16 protein-coding genes are annotated in these 15,765 nt (G+C 63.7%); 8 read left to right on the top strand and 8 right to left on the bottom strand.

Translation table 11 applies throughout. The annotated features are described in order from the left end of the window. Together VR74_RS18245 and VR74_RS18240 are read right to left on the bottom strand one after the other, a co-directional pair. Positions 1-860 (bottom strand): LysR family transcriptional regulator (locus VR74_RS18245; protein WP_045699231.1); only part of this gene is annotated, 860 nt, incomplete at its 3' end. Between the two features lie 167 nt (positions 861-1,027). Next, complete coding sequence (locus VR74_RS18240; protein WP_045699230.1) at positions 1,028-1,777, bottom strand: sulfite exporter TauE/SafE family protein; 750 nt, start codon at positions 1,775-1,777, stop codon at positions 1,028-1,030. A 151-nt stretch (positions 1,778-1,928) separates the two neighbouring features. Between VR74_RS18240 and VR74_RS18235 the strand changes: the two genes are divergently transcribed. Further along, on the top strand, positions 1,929-3,230 hold the full coding sequence (locus VR74_RS18235; RefSeq protein WP_045699228.1) for an acyl-CoA dehydrogenase family protein: 1,302 nt from the start codon (positions 1,929-1,931) through the stop codon (positions 3,228-3,230). A gap of 85 nt (positions 3,231-3,315) precedes the next feature. After that, a complete protein-coding gene (locus VR74_RS18230) occupies positions 3,316-4,014 on the top strand; it encodes a PepSY domain-containing protein (protein ID WP_045699226.1) in 699 nt (232 codons plus the stop codon). 3 nt (positions 4,015-4,017) lie between these two features. Here VR74_RS18230 and ttcA read toward each other — a convergent pair whose 3' ends face one another. Beyond that, positions 4,018-4,905 (bottom strand): tRNA 2-thiocytidine(32) synthetase TtcA, encoded by an 888-nt coding sequence (ttcA, locus tag VR74_RS18225; protein ID WP_045699224.1) that lies wholly within the window; start codon positions 4,903-4,905, stop codon positions 4,018-4,020. Between the two features lie 96 nt (positions 4,906-5,001). Then, positions 5,002-5,424 (bottom strand): GIY-YIG nuclease family protein, encoded by a 423-nt coding sequence (locus tag VR74_RS18220; protein WP_045699222.1) that lies wholly within the window; start codon positions 5,422-5,424, stop codon positions 5,002-5,004. A 280-nt stretch (positions 5,425-5,704) separates the two neighbouring features. Between VR74_RS18220 and VR74_RS18215 the strand changes: the two genes are divergently transcribed. Then, positions 5,705-6,490: a transglutaminase family protein gene (locus VR74_RS18215; RefSeq protein ID WP_045699220.1), complete on the top strand. Its 786-nt coding sequence runs from the start codon at positions 5,705-5,707 to the stop codon at positions 6,488-6,490. Here the strand turns inward: VR74_RS18215 and rnhB are convergent. Beyond that, positions 6,480-7,088 carry a ribonuclease HII gene (gene rnhB, locus VR74_RS18210; protein WP_045699237.1) on the bottom strand — a complete coding sequence of 203 codons (609 nt, stop codon included), beginning with the start codon at positions 7,086-7,088 and terminating at the stop codon, positions 6,480-6,482. The genes VR74_RS18215 and rnhB overlap by 11 nt on opposite strands. A 94-nt stretch (positions 7,089-7,182) precedes the next feature. Between rnhB and VR74_RS18205 the strand changes: the two genes are divergently transcribed. Genes VR74_RS18205 through VR74_RS18195 form a run of 3 tightly spaced genes read left to right on the top strand, consistent with a single transcriptional unit; the run spans position 7,183 to position 10,106 of the window. Further along, positions 7,183-7,959 carry a TerC family protein gene (locus VR74_RS18205; protein ID WP_045699218.1) on the top strand — a complete coding sequence of 259 codons (777 nt, stop codon included), beginning with the start codon at positions 7,183-7,185 and terminating at the stop codon, positions 7,957-7,959. After that, positions 7,960-8,931, top strand: a complete 972-nt coding sequence (locus VR74_RS18200) for a quinone oxidoreductase (protein ID WP_045699216.1) — start codon at positions 7,960-7,962, stop codon at positions 8,929-8,931. It abuts the gene before it with no gap. Positions 8,932-8,939: 8 nt separating this feature from the next. Further along, complete coding sequence (locus VR74_RS18195) at positions 8,940-10,106, top strand: crosslink repair DNA glycosylase YcaQ family protein (protein ID WP_045699214.1); 1,167 nt, start codon at positions 8,940-8,942, stop codon at positions 10,104-10,106. A gap of 5 nt (positions 10,107-10,111) precedes the next feature. On the opposite strand, the gene VR74_RS18190 is transcribed toward VR74_RS18195, so the two are convergent. The 3 genes from VR74_RS18190 to VR74_RS18180 are packed head-to-tail and all read right to left on the bottom strand — an operon-like array spanning position 10,112 to position 11,738. Beyond that, positions 10,112-10,630, bottom strand: coding sequence for a DUF1697 domain-containing protein (locus VR74_RS18190; protein ID WP_045699212.1), 519 nt, complete (start codon positions 10,628-10,630; stop codon positions 10,112-10,114). Next, on the bottom strand, positions 10,627-11,529 hold the full coding sequence (locus VR74_RS21320) for a M23 family metallopeptidase (RefSeq protein WP_299951242.1): 903 nt from the start codon (positions 11,527-11,529) through the stop codon (positions 10,627-10,629). The genes VR74_RS18190 and VR74_RS21320 overlap by 4 nt, the downstream gene beginning before the upstream one ends. Further along, entirely contained in the window at positions 11,526-11,738 is a 213-nt protein-coding gene (locus VR74_RS18180; RefSeq protein ID WP_045699233.1) for a DUF2093 domain-containing protein, read from the bottom strand. The genes VR74_RS21320 and VR74_RS18180 overlap by 4 nt, the downstream gene beginning before the upstream one ends. A gap of 156 nt (positions 11,739-11,894) precedes the next feature. Here VR74_RS18180 and recA point away from each other — a divergent pair, with 156 nt between their 5' ends. Then, positions 11,895-12,992 carry a recombinase RecA gene (recA, locus tag VR74_RS18175; RefSeq protein ID WP_045699210.1) on the top strand — a complete coding sequence of 366 codons (1,098 nt, stop codon included), beginning with the start codon at positions 11,895-11,897 and terminating at the stop codon, positions 12,990-12,992. 199 nt (positions 12,993-13,191) lie between these two features. Then, positions 13,192-15,765, top strand: a 2,574-nt coding sequence (alaS, locus tag VR74_RS18170; protein ID WP_045699207.1) for an alanine--tRNA ligase, incomplete at its 3' end; no start/stop codon positions are given.

Raw genomic sequence — 15,765 nt, 5'->3', positions numbered from 1 at the left:
CGCAGCCAGGCGAGGGCCGGGTCTTCGGCATTCTCCCGGCGCCAGTAGAGCACGCTGCGAAGGTGCGGGAAGGCTGGCGGCAGGGGCAGGACGGCCAGGCCGGACCGCTCGGCCAGTGGCAGGGGCACGGTCGCGACCAGTTGCGTCTGGCGCACGATTTCAAGTGCCGGCAGGTGGTGGGGCAGGCGCATGACGGGCGTGATCCGGTGGCCGGCTGCCCGCGCGACTTCCTCGACATAGGACCGCCCCTCGCGCCGGCTGGACACGACGACATGGCGCAGCGCGACGAAGTCTTCCATCGACAGCGCCTGTCCTGCCATCGGATGATCGCGGCAGGTGACGCAGGCATAGGGGGTGGCGAGCAGGTCGACGCTTTCCAGGTCCGGCCCGCGCAGGTCGGGCACATCGACGGCAAGATCGAGCCGCCCGGACGCGAGTTCAGTTGAAATATGGCCGCGCTGGACCTGGCTCCAGGCGATCCGGATGCCCGGGGCGTCGGCCTCCAGCCGCCTGGCCATGTCCGGGGCCAGGATGAATGCCCCTGCATCGCGGGCGGAGATGTTGAAGACGCGGGTGGACCGGGAGGGCTCGAACGTGGAGCGCTGCTCCAGCCCGGCGCGCAGGCGGTCGAGTGCGTCGCGCACGGCCGGCATCAGGGCATCGGCCATCGCCGTCGGCTTCACGCCGCGCCCCTCGCGTACGAACAGGGGGTCTTCGAAATGGGTGCGCAGGCGGGCCAGTGCATTGCTGACGGCGGGCTGGGTGATGTGCAGCGTTTCGCTCGCGCGGGTCAGGCTGCGCTCGGTATAGATGGCTTCCAGCACGGGCAGGAGATTCAGGTCGATGGTGCGCAAGTTCATGGTGGCAGGACCATATCATCACCATCGGTGATGATAAAGCTTCATGTAATAAAGTTGCCGAATAGTCTCCCATGCGTCATCAGTCAGCTGTGACAAAGCCGAGTTCAGGAGACCGGATGCCCGCTGACAGACTGTCCAGGCCGGACTGTGACGCGCCTCATGCGGCGCTACAGGATTCCTGCGGCCTTCAGCAGCATGACAAGGCCAATCGCGGTGACGAGGTATTTCATTCCGCGCTTGAAGTTCACGTCCGTCATTCGCTGCAGCACCTTGCCGCCCAGCGTGGTGCCCAGCATGGACAGCGGAATGGCCGCGGCGATCAGCCAGGCCGGTGGCAGGGCCTGCAGCCCGGCGGCGGCAATCACCGGCACGCTCCAGAAGATAATCTTCACGAAATGCGCCAGCACCTGCGTCACCGCCTTGGTGGCAACGATGGCGTGGCGCGTCATGTCCGTGCGGACGAAGAACAGGTCCAGCAGCGGTCCGGCGACGCCGGCCACGGTGTTCAGTGCCTGAACGGCGAACCCCGCGCCTTCGGCCTGGAAGCGCTTCTGGATGTCGAAATCAACCACCGATTTGGGCAGCCATACGAGCAGCGTCGTCAGGCCCAGCATCAGGTAGACCATCTGGCTGTCTGGGCGCCAGCGCAGCGCGAACAGCAGGCCGACGGCCGCCAGCGAGCCGAGCGCGTAGCGCCGGAAGATTTTCCAGTCGATATGCCTGCGCCACAGGAAGGCGCGGTAGCCGTTCGACACCATCTGGATCGCACCATGGATAATCATCGCCGTGGCAACCGGCACGAGCGCGGCCAGCACGCCCATGAAGATGATGCCGCCCGCCATGCCGAATATGCCGGAGATGAAGGTCGTGACGAGTACCGTCGCAAGAATGATCAGGGTCGTCGCCGTCAACGTCATGCCCGGCGGCCTAGCCCAATTCGCTGCGCCGGGCCAGACGCGTCCCGCGCCGACGTGAAATCCGGGACATCAATCGCTAATCCGGTCGACGGCACATGCCCCCGGATGGTAAAAGACACCAAAGAGTAGAAACGAGGAAGAGAGACAGATCATGCCAGATACCCAGCATACAATGGACGCCAGTGCGGACATGAACGACCTGCGGATGTCGGAAGCGGCCCGCCCGCTTTACGACCATGTCCGCAAGTTCATCAAGGAAACCGTCAACCCCATGAGCGAGGAATTCCATCGCCTGGGAGAGGGCAAGAAAGACATCTGGTCGTACGCGCCCGGACAGCTTGAATGCCTCGAGAAAGCCAAGGACGAAGCCAAGAAGCAGGGCCTCTGGAACTTCTTCCTGCCGGATGCCGATACCGGCGAAGGCCTGTCGAACCTCGACTATGCCTATATCGCGGCCGAACTCGGCAAGAACCCGATGGCTTCTGAAACCATGAACTGCTCGGCGCCCGACACCGGCAACATGGAAGTTCTGGAACGCGTCGGCACGCCCGCGCAAAAGGAAATGTGGCTGAAGCCGCTGCTCGAAGGCAAGATCCGTTCCGCCTTCGCCATGACCGAACCGGGCCATCCGTCGTCCGATGCCAAGAACGTCTCGATGACGGCCGTCCTCGAAGGCGATGAATGGGTTCTCAACGGCGAGAAATTCTACATCTCCGGCGCCGGCGACCCGCGCTGCAAGATCATGATCACCATGGTCAAGACCAGCCCGAATGCTGAGCCCAACAAGCAGCAGAGCCAGATCCTGGTGCCGCTGCCGCATCCCGGTGTCACGATTGTTGGCCCGATGCACGTCTTCGGCGACCCCGACGCGCCGCATGGCCACATGCACCTGCGCTTCGAGAATGTCCGTGTACCGAAGGACAATATGCTGCTCGGCGAAGGCCGCGGTTTCGAGATTTCGCAGCTGCGCCTCGGCCCGGGCCGCATCCACCACTGCATGCGCTCCATCGGCCAGGCCGAACGTGCGCTTGACCTGATGTGCGTGCGCGGCATGACCCGCGAAGCCTTTGGCAAGCCGCTGGTCAAGCTCGGCGGCAATACCGAGATCATCTCGCGCGCCCGTATCGAGATCGAAGCCATGCGCATGATGGTCCTGAAAGCGGCAAAAGCCATGGACGTGCTGGGCAACCGCGAAGCCCGCGTCTGGATTTCCATGGTCAAGGCCATGGTGCCGGAACGCGTCTGCCAGATCATCGACCAGGCCATCCAGATGCACGGCGCTGCCGGCGTCTCGCAATGGACACCGCTGGCCCAGATGTACACGAGCCAGCGCACGCTGCGCCTCGCGGACGGTCCGGACGAAGTGCACCACATGGTCGTCGGCCGCGCCGAACTCGCCAAGTATACCGGCGAGGAAGAAGATCCGGCGCTCGCCGCCGTCTGGCGCAAATAAGGCTTAAAGGCATTGCAATCCCGGTCAGGGCGCGCGACGGAGACGTTGCGCGCCCTTTCCACATTGCCCTTCACGGAGTTCATTCATGCGGGTCATCCCTCGTCTTGTTCCGCGCCTTCACAATATTCTCGGCCTCATCATTGGCGGGCAGGTTCTGCTGTGGATCGTGTCCGGCTTTTTCTTCACCTTCTATCCGATTGAGCAGATACGCGGCGAGCGCCTGCGCGCCGAAGCACCGCCGACCCTCACGTTGCCAGCAGGTGGCCTCGCCCCTATTGACGGCCTTGTCGGTGCGGACGTGGCGACCGTCCGCCTGAAGCCTTTCCTCGGCGGCGCGGTCTACGAGACGGAGACGGCAACCGGCAGGGCGCTCTTCGATGCAGTCACCGGCGCCCGGCTCTCGCCGCTGGGCGAAGCCCTCGCGCGCGACGTGGCCGAGGCGGGCTGGGTCGGCGATGGCGCACTTGCAAACGTGTCATTGATTGATCCAGCGCCCCGCGAATCCGGTCGTGGGCAGGGGCGCGCCATGTGGCGGGCAGACTTTGCAGGGAAAGACACGGCCACCTTCTGGATCGATCCGCAGACGGGCGACATCGCCGCCGTACGCACCGGACTCTGGCGCACCTACGACCTGCTCTGGGGCCTCCACATCATGGATTGGACCAATCGTGTGGCATTCACCAGCTGGTGGATGAAGGCAGCCGCCTTCCTGTCGCTCGTTCTCACACTGGCCGGCATCTGGTTGGTCATCGTCCGTGTGGCCCGGGGCAGGATCCTGCGCTAGGCCTCAGAACGGCACGTTCGGGTCGTCCTCGCCCTTGCCGCCGATTGCCAGTCCGGCAAAGTCGAACACGCGTGGGTCATGCAGATGGCTCGGCCGCACAGTGGCCAGCGCATGCGCCATCACCTGCCGCACGCCGGGCTTCCTGCGCTCCCATTCGTCCAGCATGTGCTTCATCGCCACGCGTTGCAGGCCATCCTGGCTGCCGCACAGGTTGCACGGGATGATCGGGAACTGCATGGCCTCGGCGAACTTGGCAAGGTCGTCCTCCGCCGCCGTGATCAGCGGCCGCAACACGAAGACATCGCCTTCATCGTTCAGCAGTTTCGGCGGCATCGCGGCGAGCCGTCCGCCATGCACGAAATTCATCATGAACGTCTCCAGCGCGTCGTCGCGGTGGTGGCCCAGAACGATGGCCTCGCAGCCTTCCTCCCGGGCAATCCGGTAGAGGATGCCCCGGCGCAGGCGCGAGCACAGGGAACAATAGGTGCGCCCCGCTTCGACCTTTTCGGTCACGATGGAATAGGTGTCCTCGGTTTCGATGCGGAATCTCACGCCTGTCTTGTTCAGCCAGTCCGGCAGCACGTGTTTCGGAAAGCCCGGCTGGCCCTGGTCCAGGTTGCACGCAATCAGGTCCACCGGCAGCGCACCCTGCCAGGCGAGGTCCATCAGAACCGCCAGCAGGCCGTAGGAGTCCTTGCCGCCCGACAGGCAGACCAGCCATTTCGGCCGGGGCTTTTCGCCCGCGTCGACCGCCCGCCGGTCAACCATCTGGAAATCGTCCACGGCCTTCAGCGCGCCGCGCACCAGGCGCTTGCGCAGCTTCTTGAAGCTCACCGATGACGGCGCATCGGCGAACAGGGGCGGGGCAAGGGGGAGGGTTGTGTCAGCCATTGCAGGCAGCATTGCCACGGGAAGCGGGCAGGCGGCAAGAGGCCAGACGGAGGGGGCGCTTATCCTCCTCTCGCGCTGCAGGTGCAGTTGCAGGTCTCAGCCGAGGAAGGGGATGCGGAACCAGCGCTTGATGTTCCACCAGCGGCGAAGGCGCGGATTGTTTGGCGCGTCATTCCTGCCGCGCGGCACGAGAACATCGTTCATCTTCGGATGGTAATTGCGGATAAGGTCTTCCTCGACACGGGCCCGGTCGGCGGGCTTCCTGATTACCAGGACATGGCGTTCGGTTGCCCCGCGTTTCCACCAGGCTTCCCACCAGCGTTCATGGCCGATGAGGCGCGATCGGAAATTGGTCGCCTTGCCGATATAGAGCGGGAACAGGAAGAAAACGAAGCGGCGCTGGACGAAAATATAGATGCCGCCGCCTTCAGGCAGGCCCTTGGGCGTCAGCGTGATCTTGAAGCGGTAGGGGCGCCCGGACTCGCCGAACCAAGTATGCCAGCCAAACAATATCCACATGCGATTCGTCTCCGTCCCCAAAGAGGCAGGGTGAAACAGGGCTGGTTAATGACGGATTAATGATTTGCCGCGCCGGAACACTGACGCCAAGCAGGACAACCGGAACCCTCGGCCCGGCCGGATATTCTTACGGCGATGTCTCGCGCGACTGCGCGCCTCATGCGGGCGATGTCCCGTCCCTTCCTTGCAATGATTGCTGGCGCGTCCCGGCTGGTCATGACAGGAACCTCCGCACACGCTGCGCGTAGCGCTGGGGAACCCGCCAGGACAGGACAGACACTTGAAAATCCGCGTCAGGGCAGAACTCATATACGCATTCCCGGAGGACACGCAGGCCCTCGTCGCGATTCATGTCGCCCGCACGCCGGACCAGACCATCCTGTCGGAAAGCCTTGTCCTCTCGCCCGACACGCCAATTCTGCAGGACATGGCAGACCACCATGGCGAGCGCCGTTTCCGCGCAGACCTGGCCGGGGAGACAAGCATTGTCTACGAAGCCGTCGTGGAGAATGCCAAGCGTGCGATTTTGCCCGCCGGCGCGTCGCTGCAGTCCTGGCTGGAGCTGCCACCCCCGGTTCTGGAATACCTGCTGCCGAGCCGCTATTGCCCGTCCGACAAGTTCATGTCCTTCGCGCACCGCGAATTCGGCCATCTCGCGCCAGGCGGAGCGCAGGTTCTCGCCGTTCTGGATTGGGTCCATGCGAAGGTGGATTACGTGCCGGGCTCCAGCCATTCCGCGACAACGGCCGAGAACACCTTTGTCGACCGCGTCGGCATATGCCGCGATTTCACGCATCTCGGGATCAGCCTCTGCCGCGCGCTCAACGTCCCGGCCCGTGCCGTCAGCGCCTATGCCTGGCAGCTCGATCCGCCGGACTTCCATGCCGTGTTTGAAGTCTATCTCGATGGCGCCTGGTGGCTGGTCGATCCGACGCGCCTTGTACCGGTGGAGAACCTGGTCCGCGTCGCCACGGGCCGCGACGCAGCCGATATCGCCTTCCTCACGACGTCGGGAACCTGTGAATGCCTCAGCCAGTCCGTATCCGTGGAGACCGTTACCGCCTGACCCGGTCCTGTCCGGCCAGCAGGGCCAGGCGAACCGGCCGGAAGCTGGTGCGGTGGGCGGGGCAGGGGCCGAGGCGGGTGAGGGCTTCGGCATGGGCGGCGGTGCCATAGCCCTTGTGGCGGGCAAAGCCATAGCCGGGATGATGGGCGTCGAGGTCCAGCATCAGCGCGTCGCGCGTGGTCTTGGCGAGGATCGAGGCGGCGGAAATGGCCGGTTCGGTCAGGTCGCCCTTGATGATGGCCCGCGCGGCACAAGGCAGGCCTTTCGGCAGGGCGTTGCCGTCAATCAGGATCTCGCCCAGCCTGCATTGGCTGGTGACGCCCTCCACCGCGCGGGACATGGCCAGGAATGTGGCTTCGCGGATATTCAGCGCGTCGATTTCCGCCACGCTCGCATGCGCGACGCACCAGGCCAGGGCCCGGTCGCGGATCTGGGGGGCAAGGGCGTCGCGCCGGGCCTCGCTCAGTGCCTTGGAATCGGTCAGGCCGGCAATCGGCCTTGCCGGGTCAAGCACAACAGCTGCTGCAGTGACCGGACCAGCCCACGGGCCGCGGCCGGCTTCATCGACGCCGCAAGTGAACAGGATTGGCTGGTTCATCACACCAGTGCAACGCGAGTCGGTCTTGCTATCCACCCCTTCGTCAGCTTCAGTGGCATCTGGCCGAATCCCCGCCAACAGGACGTATCCCGCCATGCTTGAATTCCTTTCTTCTCCCGCCTTCTGGGGCAGTCTTGCGACCCTGACCTTCCTGGAAGTTGTCCTTGGCATCGACAACCTGCTCTTCATTTCCATCGCCACCGGGAAACTGCAGGGCGAGCAGAAGGCGAAAGCCACCCGTATCGGCATATGGGGCGCAATGTTCCTGCGCATTGCAATGCTCGGGCTGATCTTCGTGATCATCAATCTCGACAAGAATGCCCTGTTCCAGATGCCGCACTGGCTGGCTGTCTTCGCGTCCGGCGGGGACGAGGCCCTGATGCATCATGTCGAGGACGTGACGGTAAAGGACCTGATCCTGCTGGCGGGCGGACTATTCCTGCTGTGGAAGGGTACACAGGAAATCCATTCTGCCGTTGAGGGCACGGGCCATATTGAGGCCGGCGCCAAGAGCGGCTTTACGGCGGTTGTCATCCAGCTGTTTGTCATCAACTTCGTCTTCTCGCTCGACAGCGTGATCACGGCGGTCGGCATGACTGACGATATAATCGTCATGGTGACGGCTGTCGTGCTGTCGACCATTGTCATGGCCTTTGCGGCCGATCCGCTGGCGAAATTCATTGGCGAGCATCCGACAACCAAGATGCTGGCGCTCGCCTTCATCCTTCTGGTCGGCGTGGCGCTTGTGGCGGATGGCCTCGGATTCCACATTCCGCGCGGCTACCTCTATTTTGCCATCGCCTTCTCCCTCGGCGTCGAACTCTTGAACATTCGCGCCAAGGGCAGCAAGAGCAAGACAGGAGCTCATTGAATGACCGGTCCCTATGCCATCCGCATCCATGAAACAGGCGGTCCTGATGTCCTGAAAAAGGAACCGCTGGACCTGAAGCCGCCGGGCCCCGGCCAGGCGCTTGTGCGCCAGTCAGCGGTGGGGCTCAACTTCATCGACACGTATTTCCGGACCGGTCTCTATCCGGCCAAATTCCCGTTCACGCCCGGCGGTGAAGGAGCAGGTGTTGTGGAGGCCGTGGGCGATGGCGTGGCAAATGTGAAGCCGGGCGACCGCGTCGGCTATGTCACATCCGGCACCTACGCGACCCACGTCACAGCACCGGCGGCCAACCTGCTGCCGCTGCCGGACGGCGTCAGCGAAGAAGCCGCTGCCGCTGTCATGCTGAAGGGCCTGACGGCCTGGATGCTGCTATTTGAAATCCGCCCGATCAGGAAAGGCGACACGCTTCTGGTATGGGCACCGGTTGGCGGTGTGGGCAGCCTGCTGGTGCCGTGGGCGGTCAGCCTTGGCGCCCGCGTCATCGCCGTCACATCATCCGAGACCAAGGCGGCACTTGCGCGCGAAGCGGGCGCCAGCGATGTGATCGTGGGCTATGACAATGTCGCCGCACAGGTGAAGGCCCTGACAGATGGCGAAGGCGTTGACGTGGCGCTCGACAGTGTCGGCAAGATCAGCGCCGAGGCCTCGCTCGCCAGCCTGAAGAAGCGCGGCTGGTTTGTTTCCTATGGCAACGCGTCAGGGCCGGTTGATCCGATATCTCCCGCGCGCCTATCGGCTGGCGGATCGCTCGTCATGACACGGCCGGGCCTGTTCCATTTCATTGATACGCCCGAGGCCCTCGCACGCGGGGCAGGCCTTTTGTTCGCCGCCCTGAAGGATGGCACGCTGAAGGCGGACATCGGCCAGCGCTTCGCACTGGAAGATGCCGGCGACGCCCATCGCGCACTGGAAAGCGGGAAAACGACCGGCGCCACCATTCTGGTGCCCTGAGGCCGGCCATGGCGCTGAGGATATCCAATCGGGACGCACGGCGCCTCTGGCTGGATGCCCAGCTCCTGTCCACGCCGCCCACCGGACCGCTGGACCTGGCGGACATGATCCGCCGGCTGGGCTTTGTCCAGATCGACACGATCCGCGTGGTTGCGCGGGCGCATGACCACATCCTGTGGAGCCGCAACCAGAATTTCCGTGAAAAGATGCTGGAGACTTGCCTGGCGCGCGACCGGCATGTGTTCGAGCATTTCACGCATGATGCCTCACTGATCCCGATGGATTTCTATCCCATGTGGCGCCGCCAGTTCCGGCGGCTCGAGGCGAAGGTGCGCGGCTGGGAATGGCATCGCGGCATGCTGGACGAAGCCGGACGGGCCGAGATTTGCGCGCGCATCGCGGCCGAAGGGCCGCTGTCCACCAAGGCGTTCGATACGAAAATCGAAGGCAAGCGCGAAATGTGGCGCCGGCCGCCGCACAAGCTGGCGCTCGATTATATGTGGTATGCCGGAGAGCTGTCGACCTCGCACCGGGAGAACTTCACGAAATACTATGACCTGACCCATCGCGTGATTCCGCAGCATCTCCGCGATGTGGACCACAGTGACGACGCGCAGGTGGACTGGCTGTGCCGCGCGGCGCTCGCCCGGCTGGCTTTTGGCACTGAGGGCGATGTGCAGCGCTTCTGGGCCGCGGCAGACCTGTCAGAGGTGAAGGCCTGGACGGCGGCCAATGCCGGTGAACTGGTGCCGGTGGAGATCGAGTCGGCGAACGGCGCATGGCAAGGCGCGCTGGCGCTTCCGGACATTGAAGAACGGCTGGCGGCTGCGCCCGCGCCGACTTCGCGCCTGCGGATCCTCAACCCGTTTGATCCGGTGATCCGTGACCGCAACCGCCTCACGCGCCTGTTCGGCTTTGACTACCGGATCGAGATTTTCGTGCCCGCGGCGAAGCGGCAGTGGGGTTATTATGTCTATCCGCTGCTCGAGGGCGACCGGTTCGTCGGACGCATCGAGGTGAAGTCAGACCGCGAAAAGGGCGAACTGAGCGTGCATGCGCTGTGGCCGGAACCCGGCGTGGCATGGACGCAAGCCCGGCAGGCGAAGCTGGAGGCGGAACTTGGGCGGCTGGCGAGGTTCGTGGGCGCGCGCGATGTGGTCTGGCTCGCTGACTGAACGGATCAGCCGCAAAGCGCAGCGGCCATTTCGGCGAGTTTTGCCACCGTGTTCATGTTGCGAGCCGTACCGGACGTGGCATTCGGGATGACCAGCCTGGAGGGCCCCTGGCCGTCCGGATAATGCACATAGATTTCGCACGTGCCGAGCTTCAGCCTTTCCCCGGCCTGGTGTTTCAGTCCGCCGATCTCCTTCGCGCCCGGCGGCGTGTCGAGGAATATCGTGACGACACGATTGCCGGGCTCTGAAGCAAACGGATTGGAATCGCGTACCGAGGCCATTTCCCCGGCCGTGCGGATGAACACGCCAACCGGCTTGCCCGCATACGCGGCGAGTTTCGCTTCGAGCGCGGCTTGCACCTTTGCCGCCGGCAGGCCTGACGTGAAAACGACATTGCCGCTGGCGATATAGGTTTTGACGCTTGCGAAGCCGATCTCTTCGCACATGGCCTTCAATTCCGTCATCGCCAGTTTGCCCGTGCCGCCGACATTCACGGCGCGCAGAAGCGCAACATAGGCGGTCATTCAGGCTCGGACAGCGGCAAGTCCAGCAGCAGCGCGGGGTCGATGTAGAAGTCTCCGCTGCGGTCCGCGCTCGCGATGTTGCGCCATTTGACGGCCCAGTGCAGATGCGGGCCGGTGGTGCGGCCGCTATTGCCGGTTTTCGCCAGCAGGTCGCCGCGTTTCACAGTGTCGCCGGATGTCACATCGACTTCAGAAAGGTGCATGAAGACAGATGTGAGGCCCCTTCCATGGTCGAGGAAGACCGTGCCGCCTTCATAATAGAGGTCCGGCTCGGCGAGGATGACCGTGCCGCCGGCAGGAGCAATGACGGGCGTGCCGACCGGGGCGGCCATGTCGTAGCCGCGGTGGACCGATGTGGATTCGCAGGGCTGTCCGGTGACTTTCGACACGCCGATATATTTCCGCGTCGGGCCGAAAGGCGAGGATGTGGGCGCGTCGGACGGCTTGATGAAGCCATGGAGGGCGCCGGCGCCCGGATTCAGGCGGGCAAATGCGTCCTGCTTGATCTGCCAGCTGCGCGCGGCATGGGCCTTCTGTTCGGGCGAACGGGCATCCACCTTGTCGCAGTCAAAGCCCTTGATCGTGCGGAATTCATCCTCGCGCGGGGCGATGACGAGGTCGCCAAAGGCGCCGCCGGAGGCAGACCAGCCGATGACGGATGGCGCATTTGTATTGATGCCGAACTGGGCCGTGCCGGTGGAATCGGCAGTTTGCGTGACGCCAGCCACCGTGATTGCCTCGCCAGGCTCGGCACGGCAGATGACGAGCCCGCCCTGGGCGAGCGCGCCGCCGCATACGGGAGTCGCCGGCCCGGTGGTGGACACGGTGTCGGCGGTGGGTACTTGTGCGCAGGCCCCCGCGCACATCACGACGGTGAGCAGGAGTTCACGCAGCATCATCCCTTTGCGGGCACCATGCGGGTGCCGGCGGCCGCGGCGTCCCAATAGGCTTCCTGCAGGTCGACGCTCCAGTAGCGCAGGGCCTGGAGCGGGATTTTCCGGCCGGTGACGGCACACACAACAAAATCACCGGGTGAAAGCACCTGGATATCTGCGTCGAGGTAGCGAAGGCGTGCTTCGCCCGCTTGTCGGTCGGATCGTGTCAACATCGCGTCACCATGCCTGATGCGGGGGCAAAAGAAAAGACTCAGCGCGCAGAAAGTTTCTGCTTTGTTCTCCGGAACAAACATGGTACATGCAAAAGATGGACGGCAATAGGGGGCCTTGCCAAACTGACCCCCATAGTGGACCTAAGGAGACGACTCATGGCCAAACCAGCGCTTCAACTAGTGGATAAGGAATCCGGTGTGGATAAGCAGAAGGCTCTTGAAACGGCTCTAAGCAATATTGAACGGTCTTTCGGCAAGGGCTCGGTCATGCGCCTTGGCGACCGCAAGGTCATGGATATCGAAGCGGTTTCGACGGGGTCGCTGGGACTCGACATCGCATTGGGCATTGGCGGCATTCCGCGCGGCCGGATCATCGAGATCTACGGACCGGAAAGCTCGGGCAAGACGACGCTGGCCCTCCATTGTGTTGCAGAAGCGCAGAAGAATGGCGGCGTATGTGCCTTCATCGATGCGGAACACGCGCTTGATCCGGTCTATGCCGGCAAGCTGGGTGTCGACCTGGATGATCTCCTGATTTCGCAGCCTGATACGGGCGAACAGGCGCTCGAGATTGCCGACACGCTGGTACGCTCCGGTGCAGTGGAACTGCTGGTTATTGACTCGGTGGCGGCCCTGACGCCGCGGGCTGAACTTGAAGGCGAGATGGGCGATTCCCTTCCCGGCCTCCAGGCGCGCCTGATGAGCCAGGCATTGCGCAAGCTCACCGGCTCGATCTCGAAATCGAAATGCACGGTGATTTTCATCAACCAGATCCGCATGAAGATCGGCGTCATGTTCGGCAGCCCGGAAACGACATCCGGCGGCAATGCGCTGAAATTCTATGCGTCCGTCCGCCTCGACATCCGCCGGATTGGCCAGATCAAGGAACGGGAAGAAGTCATCGGCAACCAGACCCGCGTCAAAGTGGTCAAGAACAAGGTGGCCCCGCCTTTCCGGCAGGTCGAATTCGACATCATCTATGGCGAAGGCATTTCCAAGACCGGCGAGCTGATCGATCTCGGCGTGAAGGCTGAAGTCGTCGAGAAGTCCGGTTCCTGGTATTCCTACAAGGGCGAACGCATGGGACAGGGGCGTGAAAAGACACGGACCTTCCTCAAGGAGAACCCGGCCATTGCCGACGAGATCGAAGACCTGATTCGCCGCAATGCGGGCCTTCTTGCCGACGAACTCCTGACGGCCGGCATGGAAGCTGGCTCGGATGACGATATCGAACCGGATGCAGCCGAAGGCTGAGCGAGTCCCGTTTTCCGGCCCGGACGGCCCGCAAATGGGGGCGTTCGGCAACCGGTTTGCCGTCAGGTCTCTCACCTGAACTTGTCCCTTTGTGGCGCACCCGGCTTGGCGCGCCGCAAAGGGACCTTTATATCGCCGGTTGGAGCCGGCGCGGGACTGACCTCGCCGCACATGAATTATTTCGGCTAGGACACTGCCCATGAACGGCGTCAACGATATCCGCGAAGCTTTCCTCTCCTTCTTCGAGGCGCAGGGGCATGTACGGCGCGCGTCAGCGCCTCTGGTGCCGCAGAACGACCCGACACTTCTGTTCGTGAATGCCGGCATGGTGCCGTTCAAGAACATATTTACCGGCGCAGAGACGCCGTTTGCCCCGCGCGCGACCACGTCCCAGAAATGCGTGCGGGCGGGCGGCAAGCATAATGACCTCGACAATGTCGGCTATACGGCCCGCCACCACACCTTCTTCGAAATGCTCGGCAACTTTTCGTTCGGCGACTATTTCAAGGAACAGGCGATCCATTATGGCTGGGACCTTGTCACGAAGGAGTTCGGTCTTGATCCCAAGCGCCTCCTGGTGACGGTCTATGCCGAGGATGACGAGGCGGCGGCGCTGTGGAAGAAGATTGCCGGCCTGCCCGATGACCGCATCATCCGCATCGGCACGTCCGACAATTTCTGGTCGATGGGCGATACCGGCCCGTGCGGGCCCTGTTCGGAAATCTTCTACGATCATGGCGACAAGATTGCCGGCGGCCCTCCCGGCAGCCCGGAGGAAGACGGCGACCGGTTCATCGAAATCTGGAACCTGGTCTTCATGCAGTTCGACCAGTCGGCCGACGGTACGCGCAAGCCCTTGCCGAAGCCGTCCATCGATACCGGCATGGGCCTGGAGCGGATCGCCGCCGTGCTTCAGGGCGTGCACAACAATTACGAGATCGACCTGTTCGCAAACCTCATCAAGGCGGAAGAGGACCTTTATGGCGCCAAGGCCGCAGACGACCATCTGGCATCGTTCCGTGTGATTGCAGACCATTTGCGCACGTCGGCCTTTCTCATCGCGGACGGCGTGCTGCCGTCCAATGAGGGACGCGGTTACGTGTTGCGGCGGATCATGCGGCGCGCCATGCGCCACGGCCACCTGCTCGGTGCGCGTGAACCGATGATGCACCGCCTGACGCCGGCGCTGATTGGCGAGATGGGCAAGGCCTACCCGGAACTCGGCCGGGCAAAGGCCGCAATTGAATCTGCGCTGGAACAGGAAGAGTCCCGTTTCCAGCGGACGCTGGGGCGCGGTCTCTCGCTGCTGGACGAGGCGACCGCAGGCCTCGGCGCGGGTGATGCGCTGTCCGGCGACACGGCATTCCGCCTCTATGACACGTTCGGCTTCCCACTGGACCTGACGCAGGACATCCTGCGCGCGCGCGACATCTCGGTCGATACGGACGGTTTCGATGCGGCCATGGATGTCCAGCGCGAAGGCTCGCGCAGCGCCGGGTTCTCGTCGGGCGATGCGGCCACTGAAGACATCTGGTTCTCCGTTCGCGATGCGTCCGGCGCCACCCGGTTCGGCGGCTATTCCGCGACCGAGGGCAAGGGAAAACTGGTCGCGATCGCGACGGGCGGCAAGCTTGTCGATCAGCTTGCGCCCGGCGCCGCTGAACTCGTTTTTGATGCGACACCTTTCTATGCCGAAAGCGGCGGCCAGGCAGGCGACCATGGCGAAATCACATTTGATGGCGGCGCGCGTTTCATCGTGCGCGACGTGCAAAAGCGCGCGGGGGATGTGCATGTCCATGTCGGCGAGCTTGTCAGCGGATCAGCCAGTCTGGGCGCCACAGCGCAGCTGCATGTCGACGCGGCGCGCCGGCTTGCCGTGATGGCAAACCATTCTGCGACCCACCTGCTTCATGCGGCGCTGCGCAATGTGCTCGGCGAGCATGTCACGCAGAAGGGCTCGCTGGTCGAGGCAGACCGTTTGCGGTTTGACTTCTCGCATGGCGCCCCGGTGACGGCGGCCCAGCTGGAAGCCATCGAGGACCAGGTGAATGCCGTGATCCGCCAGAACACGGCTGCACAGATCAGGGTCACCACGCCGGAGAAGGCCATCGAAGCCGGGGCGCTTGCCTTGTTCGGCGAGAAATATGGCGACGAAGTGCGTGTGCTCTCAATGGGCCAAGCGGATGGAAAGGCCTATTCGGTCGAGCTTTGCGGCGGTATCCATGTCGAGCGGACAGGCGATATCGCGGTGTTTGTCATCACGTCCGAAGGTGGTGTCTCGGCGGGCGTACGCCGGATCGAGGCGGCCACGGGCGCCGAGGCGCTGGCCTATCTGAAGGGCCGCGCGCGGATTGCAGAGGACCTGGCCGAGAGCCTGAAAGTGCCGCTGAAGGATGTGCCGCGCAAGGTTGGCGTCCTGACTGAGGAGCGCCGCATGCTTGAGAAGGAGCTCGCCGACGCCAAGCGCAAGCTGGCCATGGGCGGCGGCGGCAGTGCACCGGCCGGGCCGGAAATCATCAATGGCGTGAACCTGATCGCGCGCGTGGCGGAAGGCGTCGGCGGCAAGGATTTGCGCGCGCTGGTCGACGAAGCCAAGGCGAAGATTGGCTCGGGCGTCGTTGTGTTCATCGGTGTTGCCGATGGCAAGGCGGGCGTGGCGGTTGGCGTGACGGCCGACCTGACGGCGACATATTCAGCCGTTGACCTGGTGAAAGCGGCTGCAGCGGCGCTGGGCGGGCAGGGCGGCGGCGGACGGCCTGACATGGCGCAGGCC

This window comes from Hyphomonas sp. BRH_c22, assembly GCF_000961795.1.
Taxonomy (GTDB): domain Bacteria; phylum Pseudomonadota; class Alphaproteobacteria; order Caulobacterales; family Hyphomonadaceae; genus Hyphomonas.
Note: the sequence above shows the minus strand (reverse complement) of the source record. Positions and strands in the feature narration are given on the sequence as shown.